Origin of the sequence: Pseudomonas sp. PSB11, assembly GCF_014596605.1 — a bacterium.
Classification (GTDB): Bacteria; Pseudomonadota; Gammaproteobacteria; order Pseudomonadales; family Pseudomonadaceae; genus Aquipseudomonas; species Aquipseudomonas umsongensis.
In genome coordinates this window covers 393,196-412,461 of record NZ_NOIO01000001.1, presented here as the reverse complement: position 1 = coordinate 412,461, position 19,266 = coordinate 393,196, and the positions used below count along the sequence as shown (strand labels likewise).

Annotated in this window: 19 protein-coding genes; 3 read left to right on the top strand and 16 right to left on the bottom strand. The window is 59.3% G+C overall.

Annotated elements, in window-relative coordinates; translation table 11 throughout:
- Nucleotides 1-129: 129 nt before the first annotated feature.
- Nucleotides 130-1,095, bottom strand: a complete 966-nt coding sequence (locus CGA21_RS01935; RefSeq protein ID WP_188263413.1) for a GlxA family transcriptional regulator — start codon at nucleotides 1,093-1,095, stop codon at nucleotides 130-132.
- Nucleotides 1,096-1,271: 176 nt separating this feature from the next.
- Between CGA21_RS01935 and CGA21_RS01930 the strand changes: the two genes are divergently transcribed.
- Complete coding sequence (locus CGA21_RS01930) at nucleotides 1,272-1,913, top strand: HD domain-containing protein (RefSeq protein ID WP_110747933.1); 642 nt, start codon at nucleotides 1,272-1,274, stop codon at nucleotides 1,911-1,913.
- 141 nt (nucleotides 1,914-2,054) lie between these two features.
- Here CGA21_RS01930 and CGA21_RS01925 read toward each other — a convergent pair whose 3' ends face one another.
- From CGA21_RS01925 to CGA21_RS01890, 8 genes are all read right to left on the bottom strand, one after another.
- Nucleotides 2,055-2,942, bottom strand: a complete 888-nt coding sequence (locus tag CGA21_RS01925) for an ABC transporter permease subunit (RefSeq protein WP_110747936.1) — start codon at nucleotides 2,940-2,942, stop codon at nucleotides 2,055-2,057.
- Nucleotides 2,939-3,820, bottom strand: coding sequence for an ABC transporter permease subunit (locus CGA21_RS01920; protein WP_188263490.1), 882 nt, complete (start codon nucleotides 3,818-3,820; stop codon nucleotides 2,939-2,941). The genes CGA21_RS01925 and CGA21_RS01920 overlap by 4 nt, the downstream gene beginning before the upstream one ends.
- 35 nt (nucleotides 3,821-3,855) lie before the next feature.
- On the bottom strand, nucleotides 3,856-4,998 hold the full coding sequence (locus CGA21_RS01915; RefSeq protein ID WP_008064958.1) for an ABC transporter ATP-binding protein: 1,143 nt from the start codon (nucleotides 4,996-4,998) through the stop codon (nucleotides 3,856-3,858).
- Between the two features lie 71 nt (nucleotides 4,999-5,069).
- Nucleotides 5,070-6,167, bottom strand: a complete 1,098-nt coding sequence (locus CGA21_RS01910) for a polyamine ABC transporter substrate-binding protein (RefSeq protein WP_033041955.1) — start codon at nucleotides 6,165-6,167, stop codon at nucleotides 5,070-5,072.
- A 167-nt stretch (nucleotides 6,168-6,334) separates the two neighbouring features.
- Nucleotides 6,335-7,447 (bottom strand): polyamine ABC transporter substrate-binding protein, encoded by a 1,113-nt coding sequence (locus CGA21_RS01905; RefSeq protein WP_110747941.1) that lies wholly within the window; start codon nucleotides 7,445-7,447, stop codon nucleotides 6,335-6,337.
- Nucleotides 7,448-7,615: 168 nt separating this feature from the next.
- The gene (locus tag CGA21_RS01900; protein WP_188263412.1) at nucleotides 7,616-8,980 is read right to left on the bottom strand and encodes an aspartate aminotransferase family protein; all 1,365 of its coding nucleotides are present in this window, start codon (nucleotides 8,978-8,980) and stop codon (nucleotides 7,616-7,618) included.
- Nucleotides 8,981-9,039: 59 nt separating this feature from the next.
- Nucleotides 9,040-10,398: a glutamine synthetase family protein gene (locus tag CGA21_RS01895; RefSeq protein ID WP_110747944.1), complete on the bottom strand. Its 1,359-nt coding sequence runs from the start codon at nucleotides 10,396-10,398 to the stop codon at nucleotides 9,040-9,042.
- Between the two features lie 37 nt (nucleotides 10,399-10,435).
- Nucleotides 10,436-10,795: a gamma-glutamyl-gamma-aminobutyrate hydrolase family protein gene (locus CGA21_RS01890; protein ID WP_188263411.1), complete on the bottom strand. Its 360-nt coding sequence runs from the start codon at nucleotides 10,793-10,795 to the stop codon at nucleotides 10,436-10,438.
- Between the two features lie 278 nt (nucleotides 10,796-11,073).
- Between CGA21_RS01890 and CGA21_RS01885 the strand changes: the two genes are divergently transcribed.
- Nucleotides 11,074-12,450 (top strand): glutamine synthetase family protein, encoded by a 1,377-nt coding sequence (locus tag CGA21_RS01885; RefSeq protein ID WP_015097275.1) that lies wholly within the window; start codon nucleotides 11,074-11,076, stop codon nucleotides 12,448-12,450.
- A 226-nt stretch (nucleotides 12,451-12,676) separates the two neighbouring features.
- Entirely contained in the window at nucleotides 12,677-13,315 is a 639-nt protein-coding gene (locus tag CGA21_RS01880) for a TetR/AcrR family transcriptional regulator (protein ID WP_110747950.1), read from the top strand.
- Nucleotides 13,316-13,485: 170 nt separating this feature from the next.
- Here the strand turns inward: CGA21_RS01880 and CGA21_RS01875 are convergent, their stop codons facing one another.
- From CGA21_RS01875 to CGA21_RS01845, 7 genes are all read right to left on the bottom strand, one after another.
- Nucleotides 13,486-13,701, bottom strand: a complete 216-nt coding sequence (locus CGA21_RS01875) for a molybdopterin-binding protein (protein ID WP_003229256.1) — start codon at nucleotides 13,699-13,701, stop codon at nucleotides 13,486-13,488.
- Nucleotides 13,702-13,734: 33 nt separating this feature from the next.
- Nucleotides 13,735-14,541, bottom strand: coding sequence for an aliphatic sulfonates ABC transporter ATP-binding protein (gene ssuB, locus CGA21_RS01870; protein ID WP_188263410.1), 807 nt, complete (start codon nucleotides 14,539-14,541; stop codon nucleotides 13,735-13,737).
- Complete coding sequence (gene ssuC / locus CGA21_RS01865) at nucleotides 14,538-15,320, bottom strand: aliphatic sulfonate ABC transporter permease SsuC (RefSeq protein WP_188263409.1); 783 nt, start codon at nucleotides 15,318-15,320, stop codon at nucleotides 14,538-14,540. The genes ssuB and ssuC overlap by 4 nt, the downstream gene beginning before the upstream one ends.
- An 8-nt stretch (nucleotides 15,321-15,328) precedes the next feature.
- Nucleotides 15,329-16,477, bottom strand: coding sequence for an FMNH2-dependent alkanesulfonate monooxygenase (gene ssuD / locus CGA21_RS01860; protein WP_083349883.1), 1,149 nt, complete (start codon nucleotides 16,475-16,477; stop codon nucleotides 15,329-15,331).
- A gap of 24 nt (nucleotides 16,478-16,501) precedes the next feature.
- A complete protein-coding gene (locus CGA21_RS01855) occupies nucleotides 16,502-17,467 on the bottom strand; it encodes a sulfonate ABC transporter substrate-binding protein (protein ID WP_020797292.1) in 966 nt (321 codons plus the stop codon).
- A 106-nt stretch (nucleotides 17,468-17,573) separates the two neighbouring features.
- The gene (ssuE, locus tag CGA21_RS01850) at nucleotides 17,574-18,167 is read right to left on the bottom strand and encodes an NADPH-dependent FMN reductase (RefSeq protein ID WP_110747957.1); all 594 of its coding nucleotides are present in this window, start codon (nucleotides 18,165-18,167) and stop codon (nucleotides 17,574-17,576) included.
- A 240-nt stretch (nucleotides 18,168-18,407) separates the two neighbouring features.
- Nucleotides 18,408-19,046, bottom strand: coding sequence for a peroxiredoxin (locus CGA21_RS01845; RefSeq protein WP_110747960.1), 639 nt, complete (start codon nucleotides 19,044-19,046; stop codon nucleotides 18,408-18,410).
- Between the last annotated feature and the right edge of the window lie 220 nt (nucleotides 19,047-19,266).

Here is a 19,266-nt window from a genome sequence, read left to right as displayed (position 1 = left end):
TTGACCGGACTGACGCCTTCGCGAGCAAGCCCGCTCCCACATTGGACCGAGCCCGCCTGAATAACTCGATCAACTGTGGGAGCGAGCCTGCTCGCGAAGAGGCCCTCAAGAACAACACAAATTCATGTCTCAAACCATCGCCGAAAAATTCTGCCGAAACTGCTGCGGCGTCACCCCCAGCCTGCGGTTGAACACGCTGCGCATGTGTTGGGCATCGCGGAAACCGCACTGGTAAGCCACGGTCTTGAGCGGCGCGCGGGTGCTTTCCAGCATCACCCGCGCCGCATCAACGCGCGCGCGCTCGACAAACTCGGCCGGGGTGACTTTCGCTTCCTTTGCAAATACCCGGGAAAAGTTGCGTGCACTCATGTTGGCGGCATTGGCCAGGTCGGCGATGGCCAGGTCACCGGTCAAGTTCGCCAACACATAATGCTGGACCATCGCTACCGCCGAGGTCGGCTGCGCGTGGGGCGTGAGAAACGGGCTGAACTGTGACTGCCCACCCGAGCGCTGGGTGAACACCACCAAGCGTTTTGCCACGCTCAAGGCCACGTCCGGCCCGTGATCACGCCCCAGCAGATACAGCGACAGATCGATCCCGGCCGTAACCCCTGCCGAAGTGAAAAGCTCGCCGTCCTGAACGTAAAGCCGATCGGCATCGACTTGAGTTGTCGGACACACATCAGCCAACGCTGCGGCATCGCCCCAATGGGTGGTCACCGTCCGCCCTTCCAGCAATCCCGCCCGGGCGAGCATGAAGGCGCCATTGCAGATCGAGCCAAAGCGTTGCGCCCGTGCGCAGGCATCGCGCAGCCAGGCATCGAATGCAGCGCCGAACGTCATGAACGGCAATTGTGGCCCGCCGGCTACCAACAGCAGGTCATAAGCCTCCAGCGCCTCGCTGAAATGCCGATGGGCGTTGAGCGTCAAACCGTTGGAACACGCCATCACCCCGCGTTCAACACCAATCACCTCCAACCGATAGTGATCCTCGGGGGCAAGGAAGCGATTGGCTTCGCAAAACACATCCATGGGACCCGTGACGTCCAACGACTGGACGCCGGCGAACACGACGATGGCAACGGTTTTGCTCATGGTTCAAAGCGCCTCTCAAGGTATTGGTCAAAACGCTCCTGCAGGGTCTGCGAGGTTGGCGCGATATGCATGCTCATTGGCAAGGATCGCAGCCATGGATCGATTGTCCCGCTTGAGGCCCGCGAACAGACTTTAACCCTCAGCGCCGCCCCGGCGTCAACTTTGAGGAGAAGCCCATGAGCACCACCATCGCCGGCATCAGGATCCCCGACAGCGCCTTGGCCAGAGCCACCACCGAATACATCCGTGACATCGAATCCGACCTGCTCTACCACCACTCCCGCCGGGTATTCCTGTTTGGGGCGCTGAGCGGCGAACGCAAGCAACTGGCCTACAACCCGGAGCTGTTGTATGTCGGCGCGATGTTCCATGACCTGGGCCTGGTGGACGGTTATCGCAGCGCCAACGAACGCTTCGAAGTCGATGGCGCCAACGCGGCGGCGGCCTTCCTCAAGCCCTACGGATTCAGCGATGACGACATCGAGCAAGTCTGGCTGTCGATCGCCCTGCACACCACGCCGGGCGTGCCACAACACCTGCGGCCGACCGTGGCGCTGGTGACCGCAGGCGTTGAAATGGATGTGCTGGGCATGGACTACGCGGCGTTTTCCACCGTGCAGCGTGAAGCGGTGGTGCATGCGCATCCACGGGGCGAAGGGTTCAAGGAGTGCATCATCTGCGCCTTTGCCGACGGCTTGCGCCATCGTCCGCAGACCACGTTCGGCAATGTGAAGACCGATGTCTTGATAGATCAGGAGCCGGGGTTCAAGCCGATGAATTTTGTCGAAATCATTCGCCAATCCCCTTGGGTTGCCTAAAGCAAATGTGGGAGCGGGCTTGCTCGCGAAGAGGGAGTGTCAGTCCACATATTCGTGACTGACACTCCGCTTTCGCGAGCAAGCCCGCTCCCACATTAGATTTGGGTTGGTCACAGGATTGTGGTCAACCCGATTTAAGACTCACGCCGCTTCCGGCTGCGCGCGACGCACGTCCGGTTGCTTCCACGAATCGGCAGCGCTTTCCTCGATGGCTTGCTGGACCGCACGCTTGCGCGCTTCTTCGGCGCGACGGCTGAAGAACCAGACCAGGAACGTCATCAGCGACACCGCCAGCAGGATCAGGCTGGCCACGGCGTTGATCTCGGGCTTCACGCCCAGGCGCACCGCCGAGAACACTTCCATCGGCAAGGTCGTGGAACCCGGGCCCGACACGAAGCTCGCCAACACCAGGTCATCCAGCGACAGGGCAAACGACATCATGCCGCCGGCCGCCAGCGATGGAGCGATCATCGGGATGGTGATCAGGAAGAACACCTTCCACGGTTTTGCGCCCAGGTCCATGGCCGCTTCTTCGATGGACAGGTCCAGTTCACGCAAACGCGCCGACACCACCACCGCCACATACGCCGCACAGAACGTGGTGTGGGCAATCCAGATCGTCACGATGCCACGCTCCTGCGGCCAGCCGATCATCTGCGCCATGGCCACGAACAGCAGCAACAGCGACAGACCGGTGATCACTTCGGGCATTACCAGGGGCGCGGTGACCAGGCCGCCGAACAGCGTACGGCCCTTGAAGTGGGTGATGCGGGTCAGGACGAACGCAGCCAGCGTTCCCAGTGCGACTGCCGCCACCGCCGTGTAGCAGGCGATTTCCAGCGAACGCACCACCGAGCCCATCAGTTGGGTGTTGTCCATCAGGCCGACGTACCACTTGATCGACCAGCCGCCCCACACCGTCACCAGCTTCGAGGCGTTGAAGGAATAGATCACCAGGATCAGCATCGGCAGATAGATGAACAACAAACCCAGTACCAGCATCAGGCTGGAGAAACGGAAGCGTTTCATTCTTTACCCTCCATTTCCTTGGCCTGACTGCGGTTGAACAGGATGATCGGCACAATCAGGATCGCCAGCATCACCACCGCCAGGGCGGATGCCACCGGCCAGTCACGGTTGTTGAAGAACTCTTGCCAGAGCACTTTACCGATCATCAGGGTCTCCGGACCGCCGAGCAGTTCCGGGATCACGAACTCGCCCACCACCGGGATGAACACCAGCATGCAGCCGGCGATGATGCCGTTTTTCGACAGCGGCACGGTAATCTTCCAGAAGCTGTTGAAGGTGCTCGAACCGAGGTCCGACGCGGCTTCCAGCAGGCTGGTGTCGTGTTTCACCAGGTTGGCGTACAGCGGAAGGATCATGAACGGCAGGTACGAATACACTACGCCGATGTACACGGCGAGGTTGGTGTTGAGGATCTGCAGCGGCTCACTGATCCAGCCCATGCTCATCAGGAAACCGTTGAGCAGGCCGTTGTTGCTGAGGATGCCCATCCACGCGTAGACGCGGATCAGGATCGCGGTCCAGGTCGGCATCATGATCAGCAGCACCAACACCGTTTGCAGCTCTTTGCGGGCACTGGCGATGGCGTAGGCCATCGGATAGCCGATCAGCAGGCAGAGGATGGTGCTGAAGAGTGCCATCTTCAACGAACCGAGGTAAGCGGCGATGTACAACTCGTCGTCGCTGAGCATCACGTAGTTGCCCAGGTTCAGCAGCACCTGCAATTTCTGTTCGGCGTAGCTGTAGATCTCGGTGTACGGCGGGATGGCCACGTCGGCTTCGGCGAAGCTGATCTTCAGGACGATGAAGAACGGCAACATGAAGAACAGGAACAGCCAGATGAAGGGAACCCCGATGACCATCTGGCGGCCACCGGGAATTATTCGATTGAGGCGGCGTTTGAATTTGCGCATGTTCATGAGCGAAGTACCACGCCGCTATCGTCTTCCCAATACACGTACACCTGGTCACCCCAGGTTGGCCGCTGGCCACGGCGCTCGGCGTTGGCGACGAACGACTGGACGATCTTGCCGCTCGGCAGTTCGACGTAGAACACCGAGTGACCACCGAGATAGGCGATGTCGTGCACTTTGCCGCTGGACCAGTTGTATTCACAGGTCGGCATGGTCGGGGTCACGAGCAGTTTTTCCGGACGGATCGCATAGGTCACGGATTTGTCCTGCACCGAGGTGCTGATGCCGTGGCCCACGTAGATCTTCCGGTCGAGGTCCTTGCAGGTGATGATCGCGTGGCCCTCGGCGTCGTCGATCACTTCACCGTCGAAGATGTTGACGTTGCCGATGAATTCGCAGACCAGGCGGCTGGTCGGGGTTTCATAAATGTCGATCGGGCTGCCGATCTGGGCGATCCAGCCCAGGTGCATGATCGCGATGCGCTCGGCCATGGTCATGGCCTCTTCCTGGTCGTGGGTCACCATCACGCAGGTCACGCCAACGCGCTCGATGATCTCGACCAGCTCCAGCTGCATTTGCGAACGCAGTTTTTTATCCAGCGCGCCCATCGGTTCGTCGAGCAGCAGCAGCTTTGGACGCTTGGCCAGCGAACGGGCCAGGGCCACACGCTGGCGCTGGCCACCGGACAACTGATGCGGCTTGCGCTTGGCGTACTGGGTCATCTGAACCAGCTTGAGCATATCGGCCACGCGCGCATCGATCTCAGCGGCGGGCAGTTTGTCCTGCTTGAGGCCGAAGGCGATGTTCTGCGCCACGGTCATGTGCGGGAACAAGGCGTAGGACTGGAACATCATGTTGATCGGCCGCTCGTACGGCGGCATGTCAGTGATGTCCACGCCATCGAGGAAGATCCGTCCTTCAGTCGGTCGTTCGAAGCCGGCGAGCATGCGCAGCAGGGTGGATTTGCCCGATCCCGAACCGCCGAGCAGGGCGAAAATCTCGCCTTTCTTGATTTCCAGGGACACATCGTCCACGGCAATCGTCTCGTCGAACTTCTTCGTGACCCGGTCGATTTTGACCAGCACCTGTTTAGGTGACTGGTCGCCCTCGAGGGCTTTCTTATAGGCGCCGGAGGCAACTGCCATTTACGAAACTCCCAAAAAAAGAGTGCAGTTCGCTCAAGGTGAGCCAACCTTGGATAGTTTGAGCCTTGAAGCTATTTACCCGACTTGACCTTGGTCCAGCTGCGGGTCATCAAACGCTGTATGTTTGGTGGTAACTCGATGGACACGTAGGTCTTGTCGAGTACCGCTTGCGGTGGATAAACCGCTTCGTCGGTGCGAATGGACTGTTCCATCAGTTTGTCCGACCCGGGGTTAGGGTTGGCGTAGCCGACGTAATCACTGACCTGGGCAATCACCTCGGGTTTCAGCAAATAGTTGATGAACGCGTGCGCTTCCTTGACGTTGGCCGAATCCTTTGGAATCGCCAGCATGTCGAACCACAGCGCACCGCCTTCCTTGGGAATCGAATAGGCGATGTCAACGCCCTTCTTCGCTTCGGCCGCGCGGTTGCGGGCCTGGAACATGTCACCGGAGAAACCGATGGCCACGCAGATATCGCCGTTGGCCAGGTCCGCGATGTATTTGGAGGAGTGGAAGTAAGTCACGTAAGGCCGAACCGCCAGCAGCTTGGCTTCGGCTTTTTTGTAGTCTTCAGGGTTGGTGCTATTAGCATCCAGGCCCATGTAGTTGAGGACCGTCGGCATCATTTCATCGGCGGAATCGAGGAACGCCACGCCGCAACTTTGCAGCTTCTTGATGTTCTCCGGTTCGAATACCGCCGCCCAGGAATCGATCTTGTCGACGCCCAGCGCAGCCTTGACCTTTTCGGGGTTGTAACCGATGCCGTTGGTGCCCCACAGGTACGGCACGGCGTACAGGTTACCCGGATCGTTCTGCTCCAGGCGCTTGAGCAGCACCGGATCGAGGTTCGAATAGTTCGGCAACTTCGACTTGTCGAGCTTCTGGAAAGCACCGGCCTTGATCTGTTTGCCGAGGAAATGGTTGGACGGCACGACCACGTCATAACCGGTACGCCCGGCCAGCAACTTGCCTTCCAGGGTTTCGTTGGAATCGAATACGTCATAAACCGGTTTGATGCCGGTCTCTTTCTGGAAGTCGGCCAGGGTGGTCTCGCCGATATAGTCCGACCAGTTATAAATATGCACGGTGCCGGCAGCCTGAACATTGACGGCAAGCGTCAACCCGGCAGCGACCAGCATGGCATTGCGCAACAAAGAAAAAATAGGCAAGTGGAGGTCCTCTAAAATGAGTTGGGCTCAAGTTGCCCCGCGTTACATGACAGCCATGGCTGCCTTACAACAAAACCGGCGCGCAACTTACCCTCGAAAAACCGTTCCAGCAAACTTTATGAGAATCCTTGCAGGAGCGAGCATGCTCGCTCCTGCAAGGGTTTTACTTATTTACCCGATTTGATCTTGGTCCAGCTGCGAGTCATGATCCGCTGGGTCGCGGCCGGCAGGTCAGCAATCGCGTACAGCTTGGCCAGCACGTCAGCCGGTGGGTAGACGCCTGGATCGCTGGTGATGTCTTTGTCAACCAACGGCGTGGCCGCCGCGTTACCGTTCGGGAAGCGTACGGCGTTGGTGATTTCAGCCATGATTTCCGGCTTCTGCAGGAAGGTCATGAACTTGTAGGCGCCTTCGACGTTTTCGGCATCTTTAGGAATGGCGACCATGTCGTAGAAGCTGCCAGCACCTTCCTTGGGAATGTTGTAGCTGACTTTCACCTTGTCACCGGCTTCAGCCGCGCGGGACTTGGCCTGGTAGATGTCGCCCGAGTAACCCACGGCCACGCAGATGTTGCCGTTGGCCAGGTCGGAGATGTACTTGGACGAGTGGAAATAGGCGATCGAAGGACGTACCTTCATGATCAGCGCTTCAGCCTTGTCGATATCTTCTTTCTTCTGGCTGTCGGTTGGCAGGCCCAGGTAGTGCAACGCCACCGGAATCATCTCGGTTGGCGAATCCAGCAGGCTGATACCGCACGACTTCAGCTTGGCGGCATTTTCAGGCTTGAAGATCAGGTCCCAGGAATCGACCGGAGCGTCGGCGCCCAGTGCAGCCTTGACCTTCTCGGCGTTGAAGCCGATGCCGATCGAGCCCCACATGTAAGGGAAGGCATGCTCGTTACCCGGGTCGCTCACCGATACCGCTTTGAGCAGGTCGGTGTTCAGGTTTTTCCAGTTTGGCAGCTTGGACTTGTCCAGCTTCTGGTAGACGCCAGCCTTGATCTGCTTGGCCAGGAAGTTGTTCGACGGTACGACGATGTCATAACCGGACTTGCCTGCCAGCAACTTGGCTTCGAGGGTTTCGTTACTGTCGAAAACGTCATAGACCACTTTGATGCCGGACTCGTCCTCAAACTTCTTGATCGTGTCCGGAGCGATGTAGTCGGACCAGTTATAGACGTGCAACACCTTGTCGTCCGCCTGGACCGCACCCGCCATAATGCCCATCAGGGACATGGCGAGGAGAGTCTTGCCAGCAAGCTTTTTTCCTAATGCCTTCATGCGTAATGCTCCAAATTTTTCTTTTTAGAACCACTTCGTTCAGCGGCCGAACCCGGACAACTGGAACCGCAGCTAGTCTGGCAAGATCCAAGGCGGTCTTTCAAGGAAAGGCCGCCCTTTATGATTGCCCTGAGCGAAAGTTTCATACTTGCGCTCAGAGCCTAGCACTTAGGCCTGCAACGCACTCAGGGTCAGGTCCAGGCACTTGCGTGCCTTGGTCACCAACTCATCGATTTCCGCAGGCGAGATCACCAGCGGTGGCGCGATGATCATGGTGTCCCCGACCGCACGCATGATCAGCCCGTTATCGAAGCAGAACTGCCGGCAGATCATGCCGACGCCCTTGCCTTCGTAGCGCTTGCGAGTGGCCTTGTCCTGAACCAGCTCGATTGCCCCCAGCAGGCCTACCCCACGAACTTCGCCCACCAATGGGTGATCATTCAGCTCGCGCAGACGTTTCTGCAAATACGGTGCCGTTTCTGTCTTCACGCGCTCGACAATTTTTTCGTCGCGCAGGATACGGATGTTTTCCAGGCCTACAGCCGCCGCCACCGGGTGCCCGGAGTAGGTGAAACCGTGGTTGAAATCGCCGCCTTCGTTGAGCACTTCGACCACTTCATCGCGCACGATCAGGCCACCCATAGGGATGTAGCCGGAGGTCAGGCCTTTGGCGATGGTCATCATGTCCGGCTTGAGGTCGTAGAAGTCGCTGCCGAACCACTCACCGGTACGGCCGAAACCGCAAATCACTTCGTCGGCCACGAACAGAATGTCGTACTTGGCGAGGATTTCCTTGATGCGCGGCCAGTAGGTGTCTGGCGGAATGATCACGCCGCCGGCGCCCTGGATTGGCTCGGCAATAAATGCACCGACGTTGTCCACGCCGACTTCCAGAATCTTCTCTTCCAACTGATTGGCAGCCCAGATCCCGAACTCTTCAGGGGTCATGTCGCCGCCTTCGGCGAACCAGTATGGCTGGGCGATGTGGACGATGCCCGGAATCGGCAAGTCGCCCTGTTCGTGCATGTAGGTCATGCCGCCCAGGCTCGCGCCGGCCACAGTGGAACCGTGATAGCCATTCTTGCGGCTGATGATGACCTTTTTCTTCGGCTGGCCCTTGATTGCCCAATAGTGACGAACCATTCGCAGCATGGTGTCGTTGCCTTCAGAGCCGGAACCGGTGAAGAACACGTGGTTCATGCCTTCTGGCGCGACATCGGCGATGGCCTTGGCCAGCTCCAGCACCGGCGGGTGAGCGGTCTGGAAGAACAGGTTGTAGTACGGCAGCTCGCGCATCTGTTTGCTGGCGGCGTCCGCCAGTTCATCGCGACCGTAACCAATGGCTACGCACCACAGACCAGCCATGCCGTCGAGGATCTTGTTGCCTTCGCTGTCCCACAGGTAAACGCCCTTGGCGTTGGTGATGATCCGCGGGCCTTTCTCTTTCAGCTGCTTGAAGTCGCTGAACGGGGCCAGGTGGTGATCGCTGCTCAGGGTTTGCCATTCACGGGTTTGCGGGTTGTTGCTGGTCATACCAATCTCCTAAAAATTCCAGGTGAGAGCGCCACCCGACAACAGCGGCGCACGGCGCGTCAGACGGCAAAAAGCAGGAATTCCCGTTCCCACGAACTGATCACGCGCTTGAAGTTTTCATGCTCGGCCCGCTTGACCGCGACGTAGCCAGTGATGAAATTTTTGCCCAGGTACTTCTCGATGGTCGCGCTGTTTTCCATGCGTTCCAGCGCATCTTCGATGGTCAGCGGCAGGCGCAGGTTACGGCGCTCATAGCCACGACCCACCACCGGCGCACTCGGGTTGAGGCCTTCGACCATGCCGATATAACCGCACAGCAGGCTCGCGGCGATGGCCAGGTACGGGTTGGCATCGGCACCCGGCAGACGGTTTTCCACGCGCCGGTTTTGTGGACCGGCATCCGGTACCCGCAGGCCCACGGTGCGATTCTCTTCGCCCCATTCCACGTTCACCGGTGCCGAGGTGTCCGGCAGGAACCGGCGGAACGAGTTGACGTTGGGGGCGAACAGCGGCAGCAACTCGGGAATCAATTTCTGCAGGCCACCGATGTGCTGCAGGAACAGCTCGCTCATGGTCCCGTCTTCATTGGAGAAGATGTTCTTGCCGGTCTCGATGTCGATGATGCTCTGGTGCAAGTGCATGGCACTGCCCGGCTCGCCGGTCATCGGCTTGGCCATGAAGGTCGCTGCGACGTCGTGCTTGAGCGCGGCTTCGCGCATGGTGCGCTTGAACACCAGGATCTGGTCCGCCAGGGACAGGGCATCGCCATGACGGAAGTTGATTTCCATCTGCGCCGTGCCGTCTTCGTGGATCAGCGTGTCGAGGTCCAGTTCCTGCAATTCGCACCAGTCATAGACGTCCTCGAACAACGGATCGAATTCGTTCGCCGCCTCGATGGAGAACGACTGGCGACCGATTTCCGGACGCCCGGAGCGGCCGATCGGCGGCTGCAACGGATAATCCGGGTCGTCGCTGCGCTTGGTCAGGTAGAACTCCATTTCCGGCGCCACGATCGGCTGCCAGCCTTTGTCGGCATAGAGTTTCAGGACCTTCTTGAGCACGTTGCGCGGCGACAGCTCGATCGGGTTGCCCTGCTTGTCGTAGGTATCGTGGATGACGATGGCGGTCGGTTCGATGGCCCATGGCACCGGAAACACCGCGTTCTGGTCGGGGCGGCAGATCATGTCGATGTCGGCCGGGTCGAGCAGCTCGTAATAGATGTCGTCTTCGACGTAATCGCCGGTCACGGTCTGCAGCAGCACACTTTCTGGCAGACGCATGCCTTTTTCGGCGATGAATTTGTTGGTCGGCGAAATCTTGCCCCGGGTAATCCCGGTCAAGTCGGCGATCATGCATTCGACTTCTGTGATCTTGTGGTCTTTCAACCAATCGGTGAGCTGGTCGAGGTTGTTACTCATAAATGCCTCTAGGCTTTGAGTTTCCTGACGCTTGAGGTCAGGCGATAGTTGACGCATCGGCGTCGCGTTGAAATGCAAGTTTGCGCCAGGCTATCGTGCTTGTGTGTACTTCTGCACATACCAGGCGTGCAGAATCACGAGCGGTGCCCTGCACAAAGGCCGAGCCGCTATTGTGAATCGGTTCTATATTGAATGGAGTAACCGTAATGGGTGTGCCGTCGAGGCCGTCCAGAATATCGGACAGAGACGGTTGATCCGCCAGGGACGGGAAGATCACCGACAGGCCAGGAGCCGCTGCGACCTTGGCGCTGACGCAGATGTCGCCACTGATGTGATAAGCATTCAGACCGGTCTGCGAAGAGCAGGCGGTGACGCCGATTATCGGCAGGCGATACATGAAGCACCCCGGTATTATTGCTGTTATGGGTTTGATTCGAGCTTAGCCTTGTTCATTTTTTTACACAACACCCCCGTAAAAAATACAACACGGCCCGCTCAAGCCTGCGGGCGTCAAACGGCTTCGGGGGATGAAAACGCCCCAAAGAGCCTCAAAAAAGCCATGCGAGCGCTTTTTTAGGGCAAAAAAGGCCTCGCTTGACTTCGGCATGCCGTTCGGGTTGACTGGAATCCGAAAAGATCAATGATTGATATTTTTAACAACAAAGGTGTTGCATCATGTCGGTACCCCCGCGTGCCGTTCAGCTTAACGAAGCGAACGCGTTCCTTAAGGAACATCCTGAGGTTCTGTACGTTGACCTTCTGATTGCGGATATGAATGGTGTGGTGCGCGGCAAGCGCATCGAACGCACCAGCCTCCACAAGGTTTACGAGAAAGGCATCAACCTGCCGGCCTCTCTATTTGCTCTGGATATCAATGGCTCTACGGTGGAAAGCACCGGCCTGGGCCTGGACATCGGTGATGCTGACCGAATCTGCTATCCAATCCCCGATACCCTGTGCAACGAGCCATGGCAAAAGCGCCCGACCGCGCAATTGCTGATGACCATGCACGAACTCGAAGGCGAGCCATTCTTTGCCGACCCGCGCGAAGTGCTGGCCAATGTGGTGCGCAAGTTCGACGAAATGGGCCTGACCATCTGCGCCGCGTTCGAACTGGAGTTCTACCTGATCGACCAGGAGAACGTGAACGGTCGTCCCCAACCGCCTCGCTCGCCGGTTTCCGGTAAACGCCCGCACTCCACACAGGTCTACCTGATCGACGACCTCGACGAATACGTCGACTGCCTCCAGGACATTCTGGAAGGTGCGAAAGAGCAAGGCATCCCTGCCGACGCCATCGTCAAGGAAAGTGCCCCGGCGCAGTTCGAAGTGAACCTGCACCACGTGGCCGACCCGATCAAGGCTTGCGACTACGCAGTGCTGCTCAAGCGCCTGATCAAGAACATCGCCTACGACCATGAAATGGACACCACCTTCATGGCCAAGCCTTATCCAGGCCAGGCGGGTAACGGTCTGCACGTGCACATTTCGATTCTCGACAAAGACGGCAAGAATATTTTTGCCAGTGAGGATCCCGAGCAGAACGCCGCGCTGCGTCACGCGATCGGCGGTGTGCTCGAGACCCTACCGGCGCAGATGGCTTTCCTCTGCCCGAACGTCAACTCCTACCGTCGTTTCGGCGCGCAGTTCTATGTGCCGAACTCGCCGTGCTGGGGCCTGGACAACCGCACCGTAGCGATTCGCGTACCAACCGGCTCCGCCGATGCCGTACGTATCGAACACCGCGTGGCCGGCGCCGATGCCAACCCGTACCTGTTGATGGCTTCTGTTTTGGCTGGCGTGCATCACGGCCTGGTCAACAAGATCGAGCCGGGCGCTCCGGTGGAAGGCAACAGCTACGAGCAGAACGAGCAGAGCCTGCCGAACAACTTGCGTGATGCGTTGCGCGAGCTGGACGACAGCGAAGTCATGGCCAAGTACATCGATCCGAAATACATCGATATCTTCGTGGCCTGTAAAGAGAGCGAGCTGGAAGAGTTCGAACACTCCATCTCCGACCTCGAGTACAACTGGTACCTGCATACCGTGTAAGTGGTTGCAGTGAACAAGAAACGCCGCCGGCCTCACAGCCAGCGGCGTTTTTTTATGGCCGCCTGCGGCGGTTCGCGAGCAGGCTCGCTCCCACAGTAAGTTTCAGTGAACATCATTTTCGTGAACACAGGCAATCCTTGTGGGAGCGAGCCTGCTCGCGAAGGCGTCCAGGCAGACAACATCAAACCCTGCTCGTACAATGCCCCCTGCCCCGCAGGAGACTCCAATGACGCGCACCGCCACCGTTCGCAAACCCCGTGCACGCAGCCAGGCCCGGATCGATTCGATACTCGATGCCGCCCGCACGCTGCTGGCCGCCGAGGGCGTGGCCAGTCTGTCGATCTACAGTGTCGCCGAACGCGCGCAAATCCCGCCCTCCTCCGTCTACCACTTCTTCGCCAGCGTCCCGTCCCTGCTGGAGGCGCTGACGGCCGACGTCCACGCGGCCTTCCGCGCCTGCCTGCAGGCACCTATCGACCATGACGCATTGAGTGGCTGGCGTGACCTGTCGCGACTGGTGGAACAACGGATGCTTGAGATCTACAGCGAAGACGCCGCGGCCCGCCAATTGATTCTGGCCCAGCACGGCCTGACCGAAGTCACCCAGGCCGACCGCCAGCACGACATTGAGTTGGGCGACCTGATGCACAAGCTGTTCGATCACCATTTCGAGCTGCCAAGGTTGCCGGACGATGTCGATGTGTTTGCCCTGGCCATGGAGCTCGGGGACCGGGTTTATGCGCGCTCGGTGCAGCAGCACGGGCAGATCACGCCGCGCATGGCTGAGGAAGGGATGCGGGTGTTCGATGCGTATCTGGGGCTGTATCTGCCGCCGTACCTGCCAAAACGTGCTGTTCCTGCCTGATTCTTTATTGGTTTCACTGACCTCTTCGCGAGCAAGCCCGCTCCCACAATTGGAATGCATTCCCCTGTGGGAGCGGGCTTGCTCGCGAATGCCACACCGCCGCACCGACTGATTCACAGGCATAAAAAACCCGAAGAGCCTAAACCCTCCGGGTTGTTTATGCCTGTGACTCACAACTTGGCGATCGACACCTCGGTGGATTTCACGAACGCGATCACTTCGCTGCCCACCACCAGTTCCAGCTCTTTCACCGAACGCGTGGTGATCACCGAGGTGACGATGCCGGAAGCGGTCTGCACATCGATTTCCGACAGCACGTCGCCGAGTACGATTTCCTTGATGGAGCCTTTGAACTGGTTGCGTACGTTGATGGCCTTGATAGTCATGATGTTGATTCCTGTCGTTGATTGAGTCTTGAGTTATTGAGCCCAACGCAACTGCGTAGGCAAGGGTGAAACAGGTTCCGGCTCCGGTGGTTGCCCCGGCAGTGACAGCACGCGGTTGAGCACTTCGGTTTCCAGCGCCGCCAGCCGATGGGAGCCCCGGACCCGAGGGTGCGGCAGTTCCACGTGCAGGTCGAGGCCGACTTCACCGTCTTCGATCAGGATCACCCGATCGGCGATCGCCACCGCTTCGCTGACGTCGTGGGTGACCAGCAACACCGTGAAGCCGTGCTGTTGCCAGAGCCGTTCAATCAGCTGCTGCATTTCAATTCGGGTCAGGGCATCCAGCGCACCCAATGGCTCGTCGAGCAACAGCAGCCGCGGTTGATGGATCAGTGCGCGAGCCAACGCCACACGTTGCTTCTGCCCTCCGGACAAAGCCGCCGGCCACTCGTTGGCGCGATCCGCCAGGCCGACTGCTTCCAGGGCTTGCAGCGCTTGCCCACGCCAGTTGCCCTTGAGACCGAGGCCAACGTTGTCGATGATCTTTTTCCACGGCAGCAGCCGCGCTTCCTGAAACATCAGCCGGGTGTCTTCCCGCGCCTCGCTCAGCGGCGCGGCGCCGGCGAGCAATTCGCCAGCCGTAGGTTTGTCGAGGCCAGCAAGCAAGCGCAGCAAGGTACTTTTGCCACAGCCGCTGCGACCGACTACCGCGACGAACTGACCGGCCGGAATGTGCAGGTCTATCTCACGCAGCACCTGCCGCGAGCCGAAGGTTTTTTGCAGCTTGCGCACCGCCAGCGGGATTCCGCGCAGCAGGCGTGGAGGTTGTTGGGCAGTCATGCGGCACCTCCCTTGACGACCTGATAGGCCGGATGCCAGCGCAGCCATACGCGTTCAAGTCCACGGGCCGCGAGGTCGGCCAGTTTGCCGAGCACCGCGTACAGCAGAATCGCCAGCACCACCACGTCGGTCTGCAGGAACTCCCGGGCGTTCATCGCCAGGTAGCCGATGCCGGAGCTGGCGGAGATGGTTTCGGCGACGATCAGCGTCAGCCACATGAAGCCCAGGGCAAAGCGCACCCCGACCAGGATCGAAGGCAAGGCCCCCGGCAGAATCACCTGGCGGAACAGGCTGAAACCCGACAGCCCGTAGCTGCGCGACATTTCCACCAACGCCGGGTCGACGTTGCGGATGCCGTGATAGGTGTTGAGGTAGATCGGGAACAAGGTGCCCAGGGCCACCAGGAAAATCTTCGCCGATTCGTCGATGCCGAACCACAGGATTACCAAGGGAATCAGCGCCAGGTGCGGCACGTTGCGGATCATCTGCACCGAGCTGTCGAGCAGACGCTCGCCCCATGTCGACAGGCCGGTGATAAAGCCCAGGGTCAGGCCGATACCGCCGCCAATGGCGAAACCCAGCGCCGCGCGCCAACCGCTGATAGCCAGGTGCGTCCAGATTTCACCACTGCTGACCAGGCTCACCCCGGCTTCGATCACGGCAATGGGCGCAGGCAGAATCCGCGTCGACAACCAGCCCGCCGACACCGACAACTGCCACACCGCTACCAGCAAGACCGGTAATGCCCATGGCGCAAGGCTGTGAATGACTTTCTTCATGGCGCGCCTCAGCTCTGGGACGCAGCTTTAGGGAGAATGTCGTTAGCAACCATCTCGCCAAACGGGCTGACGTAACCGGCGCTTTTCGGCAACTCGGGACGCTCGATGTCCAGGTGCGGGAACAGCAGTTCGGCAACGCGATACGACTCTTCCAGGTGTGGATAACCGGAGAAGATAAAGGTATCGATACCTAGGTCCGCGTACTCCTTTACACGGGCAGCCACGGTTGGACCATCACCCACCAGCGCCGTGCCGGCACCGCCGCGCACCAGGCCGACACCGGCCCACAGGTTGGGACTGACTTCCAGGTTATCGCGACTGCCGCCGTGCAGAGCCGCCATGCGTTGCTGGCCAACCGAGTCGAAGCGCGCCAGCGAAGCCTGGGCACGTGCGATGGTGTCGTCGTCCAGGTGCGAGATCAGTCGGTCCGCCGCTTGCCACGCCTGGGCATTGGTTTCGCGCACGATCACATGCAGGCGAATACCGAAGCGCACAGTGCGCCCGAGCTTGGCGGCCTTGGCGCGCACCTGGGCGATTTTTTCCGCCACGGCGGCCGGCGGCTCGCCCCAGGTCAGGACCATTTCGACCTGCTCTGCCGCCAGATCCTGGGCCGCTTCCGACGAGCCGCCGAAGTACAGCGGCGGACGCGGTTGCTGGATCGGCGGATAGAGCAACTTGGCGCCCTTCACGCTGATGTGCTGACCATCGTAATCGACGGTTTCGCCTTCCAGCACCCGACGCCAGATGCGGGTGAATTCCACCGAGGCCTGATAGCGCTCTTCGTGGGTCAGGAACAAACCGTCACCGGCCAATTCTTCCGGATCACCGCCTGTCACCAGGTTGAACAGTGCACGCCCACCGGACAAACGATCCAGGGTCGCCGCCTGACGCGCCGCCACCGTCGGGGAAATGATCCCGGGGCGCAGTGCGACAAGAAATTTCAAACGCTGGGTCACTGGAATCAGCGACGCGGCCACCAGCCACGAGTCTTCGCAGGAACGACCGGTGGGAATCAGCACGCCGCCAAAGCCCAGGCGATCCGCCGCTTGCGCGACTTGTTGCAGGTAACCGTGATCGACGGCGCGAGCGCCTTCGGCGGTGCCAAGGTAATGGCCGTCGCCGTGGGTAGGCAGGAACCAGAAGATATTGAGGCTCATGGAGTGGTCTCCTTAGGAAATCGATTACTGTGCTTTGGCAACGGCCGCCGGCGGCGTCCAGATCACGTCTTTGATGCTCAAAGGCTTGGGAATCAGCTTGAGCTGGTAGAAGCTGTCGGCGATTTTCTGTTGCGCGGCGACCACTTCCGGGGTCAGGAACAACGCGCCGTAGCCCTGGCGTTTCACGGACGTCAGGGTGATGTCCGCTGGCAGGCCAAGCAGTGGAGAAACCTGTTGGGTCACATCGTCCGGATTGGCCTTGGACCATTCACCGACTGCGCGCACTTCTTCCACGAGGGTCTTGATCACCTCAGGGTTTTTCTGCGCATAGGGCTTGGTGGCGAGGTAGAACTGGTGGTTATCCACGATGCCCTGGCCATCGCGCAGGGTATGGGCCTGCAGCTGCTGTTCGGCGGCAGCCTGGTACGGGTCCCAGATGACCCAGGCATCGACGCTGCCACGCTCGAACGCGGCGCGGGCATCAGCCGGCGGCAGGAATACGGTCTGGATATCGCTGTACTTGAGGCCGGCGTCTTCCAGGGCGCGAACCAGCAAGTAATGCACATTGGAGCCTTTGTTCAGGACGACTTTCTTGCCCTTGAGGTCCTTCACCGATTTGATCGGCGAGTCCTTCGGCACCAGGATCGCTTCACTGTGCGGTGCTGGCGGTTCGTAGGCGACGTAAAGCAGGTCCGCGCCCGCGGCCTGGGCGAACACTGGCGGGGTTTCGCCAGTGACACCGAAGTCGATGGAGCCGACGTTCAGGCCTTCGAGCAGTTGCGGACCACCGGGGAATTCAGTCCATTGCACGTCCACGCCTTGGGCGGCAAGGCGTTTTTCCAGAGTGCCCTTGGCTTTGAGCAGCACCAGGGTGCCGTATTTCTGGTAACCGATACGAAGCGTCTCGGCCTGAGCTTGAGTAATGGCGCCGAAGGTGACAGCCGCAGCAAACAGAGCGACCAGACCACGACGCAAAATGACAGGGCGCATGGCGCTCTCCTTTTTGCAGTTGGGTTTTTGGCTGCACCTGCTTGCCCGTTAGCGGGCGAGTAAGGCGAGTACATCAATTTGGAATGGGGCTTATGTTCAGTGGAGCTCAGATGCTCCAGCGAGCACTCAACAAACGATCATTCAACAGCTGCGGGTCGAGCGGCTTGGGCCGTCGCGCCATGGCGCTGAAAAACAATTCCAGCGACTCGTTCAATCTTTGCTCCAGCTCCGGCGCCAACTGTGCCTGCGCACTGCCTTCGCCGTAAGCGATCTGGCTGTCGACGGCGAAAATCCCCTGGAGCAGCTCCTGGGCCTTCAATGCCGACAATACCGGCTTGAGTGCGTAATCCACCGCCAGCATGTGGGCAATGCTGCCCCCGGTTGCCATGGGCAACACCACTTTATGCGCCAGGGCGCGCTCGGGCAGCAGATCCAGCACGGTTTTCAAGGCTCCGGAAAACGAAGCCTTGTACACCGGCGTGGCGATCAGCAGGCCATCGGCGTTTTCAATCTGTTGCAGCAGATCGACGACCTTCGGGCTGTCGAAGCGGGCATGCAGCAAGTCTTCGGCCGGGAAGTCCCGCACCTGGTAGCTCACCACTTCCACACCCTGCCCTTGCAACCAACGCTGGGAGCGCTCCAGCAACACCCCGGAACGGGAGCGCTGGCTGGGACTGCCACCGAGTGAGACGACCAACATTCAGACGATTCCTTGAGCGGTGTTAGCGATTCGCGGTTTGCGATCTCGCTTGGATAGAGTGACCTTAACAGGTGATTTATATATCCATAAATCATATTTATTCATTTGGTTATTCGTTGTAGCTATATAACTTCATATTCGTCGAGACGAAAAAAAGGCCGTCGAAACGGCCCGAAAACCCCCTGCTTTGTGTTCTACGAGATCGTTCCCACGCTCTGCGTGGGAGTGATCTTGTCCGGGCTACCGATTCGGCTGCGGTGTCAGGCGCAAGTACGGCTTAACGGCTCGATAGCCCTTGGGAAAGCGCTGCCTGATTTCATCTTCATCCTTGAGCGACGGGACGATCACCACCTCATCACCGTCCTGCCAGTTGGCCGGGGTGGCCACCTTGTGGTTGTCGGTCAGTTGCAGCGAATCGATCACTCGCAGGATTTCATGGAAGTTGCGACCGGTGCTCGCCGGGTAGGTGATGGTCAACCGTACCTTTTTGTTCGGGTCGATCACGAACAGCGAGCGCACCGTCAAGGTGTCGTTGGCGTTGGGATGGATCAGGTCGTACAGGTCCGAGACCTTGCGGTCGGCGTCGTCGAGAATCGGGAAGTTGACCACGGTGCCCTGGGTTTCGTTGATGTCTTCGATCCACCTGTGGTGCGATTCCACCGGGTCGACGGACAGCGCGATGGCTTTGACCCCACGCTTGGCGAATTCGTCTTTCAACTTCGCCGTATACCCCAGCTCGGTGGTGCACACCGGCGTGAAGTCGGCCGGGTGGGAAAACAGCACACCCCAACTATCGCCCAGCCACTGGTGGAACCGGATGGTACCGGCGCTGGAATCCTGTTCGAAATCCGGGGCGATATCGCCCAGTCTGATACTCATGGTGCTGCTCCTGGTGAGTGCTGGTTGAGTTCAACTGTGCCTGCATTTTTTATTCATTAAAAAGAATAAATATTGATTTATTTAGACCTTAAAGGAATATTAAACATCTCTTCACTGGACGCACGAACCCATCGCCCCCAACATCGGCCCCAAGGTTCGAGAAGGCCTTGAGTTGCTGTAAAAGAGGGGAAATACGAGGCCGGTTTACGGGGGTGAGCCC

Bases quoted from the DNA above. Each gene is read 5' to 3' on its own strand.
- CGA21_RS01935 (WP_188263413.1), bottom strand. From the start codon at position 1,095: ATGAGCAAAACCGTTGCCATCGTCGTGTTCGCCGGCGTCCAGTCGTTG.
- CGA21_RS01930 (WP_110747933.1), top strand. From the start codon at position 1,272: ATGAGCACCACCATCGCCGGCATCAGGATCCCCGACAGCGCCTTGGCC.
- CGA21_RS01925 (WP_110747936.1), bottom strand. From the start codon at position 2,942: ATGAAACGCTTCCGTTTCTCCAGCCTGATGCTGGTACTGGGTTTGTTG.
- CGA21_RS01915 (WP_008064958.1), bottom strand. From the start codon at position 4,998: ATGGCAGTTGCCTCCGGCGCCTATAAGAAAGCCCTCGAGGGCGACCAG.
- CGA21_RS01905 (WP_110747941.1), bottom strand. From the start codon at position 7,447: ATGAAGGCATTAGGAAAAAAGCTTGCTGGCAAGACTCTCCTCGCCATG.
- CGA21_RS01900 (WP_188263412.1), bottom strand. From the start codon at position 8,980: ATGACCAGCAACAACCCGCAAACCCGTGAATGGCAAACCCTGAGCAGC.
- CGA21_RS01895 (WP_110747944.1), bottom strand. From the start codon at position 10,398: ATGAGTAACAACCTCGACCAGCTCACCGATTGGTTGAAAGACCACAAG.
- CGA21_RS01890 (WP_188263411.1), bottom strand. From the start codon at position 10,795: ATGTATCGCCTGCCGATAATCGGCGTCACCGCCTGCTCTTCGCAGACC.
- CGA21_RS01885 (WP_015097275.1), top strand. From the start codon at position 11,074: ATGTCGGTACCCCCGCGTGCCGTTCAGCTTAACGAAGCGAACGCGTTC.
- CGA21_RS01880 (WP_110747950.1), top strand. From the start codon at position 12,677: ATGACGCGCACCGCCACCGTTCGCAAACCCCGTGCACGCAGCCAGGCC.
- CGA21_RS01875 (WP_003229256.1), bottom strand. From the start codon at position 13,701: ATGACTATCAAGGCCATCAACGTACGCAACCAGTTCAAAGGCTCCATC.
- ssuB (WP_188263410.1), bottom strand. From the start codon at position 14,541: ATGACTGCCCAACAACCTCCACGCCTGCTGCGCGGAATCCCGCTGGCG.
- ssuC (WP_188263409.1), bottom strand. From the start codon at position 15,320: ATGAAGAAAGTCATTCACAGCCTTGCGCCATGGGCATTACCGGTCTTG.
- ssuD (WP_083349883.1), bottom strand. From the start codon at position 16,477: ATGAGCCTCAATATCTTCTGGTTCCTGCCTACCCACGGCGACGGCCAT.
- CGA21_RS01855 (WP_020797292.1), bottom strand. From the start codon at position 17,467: ATGCGCCCTGTCATTTTGCGTCGTGGTCTGGTCGCTCTGTTTGCTGCG.
- ssuE (WP_110747957.1), bottom strand. From the start codon at position 18,167: ATGTTGGTCGTCTCACTCGGTGGCAGTCCCAGCCAGCGCTCCCGTTCC.
- CGA21_RS01845 (WP_110747960.1), bottom strand. From the start codon at position 19,046: ATGAGTATCAGACTGGGCGATATCGCCCCGGATTTCGAACAGGATTCC.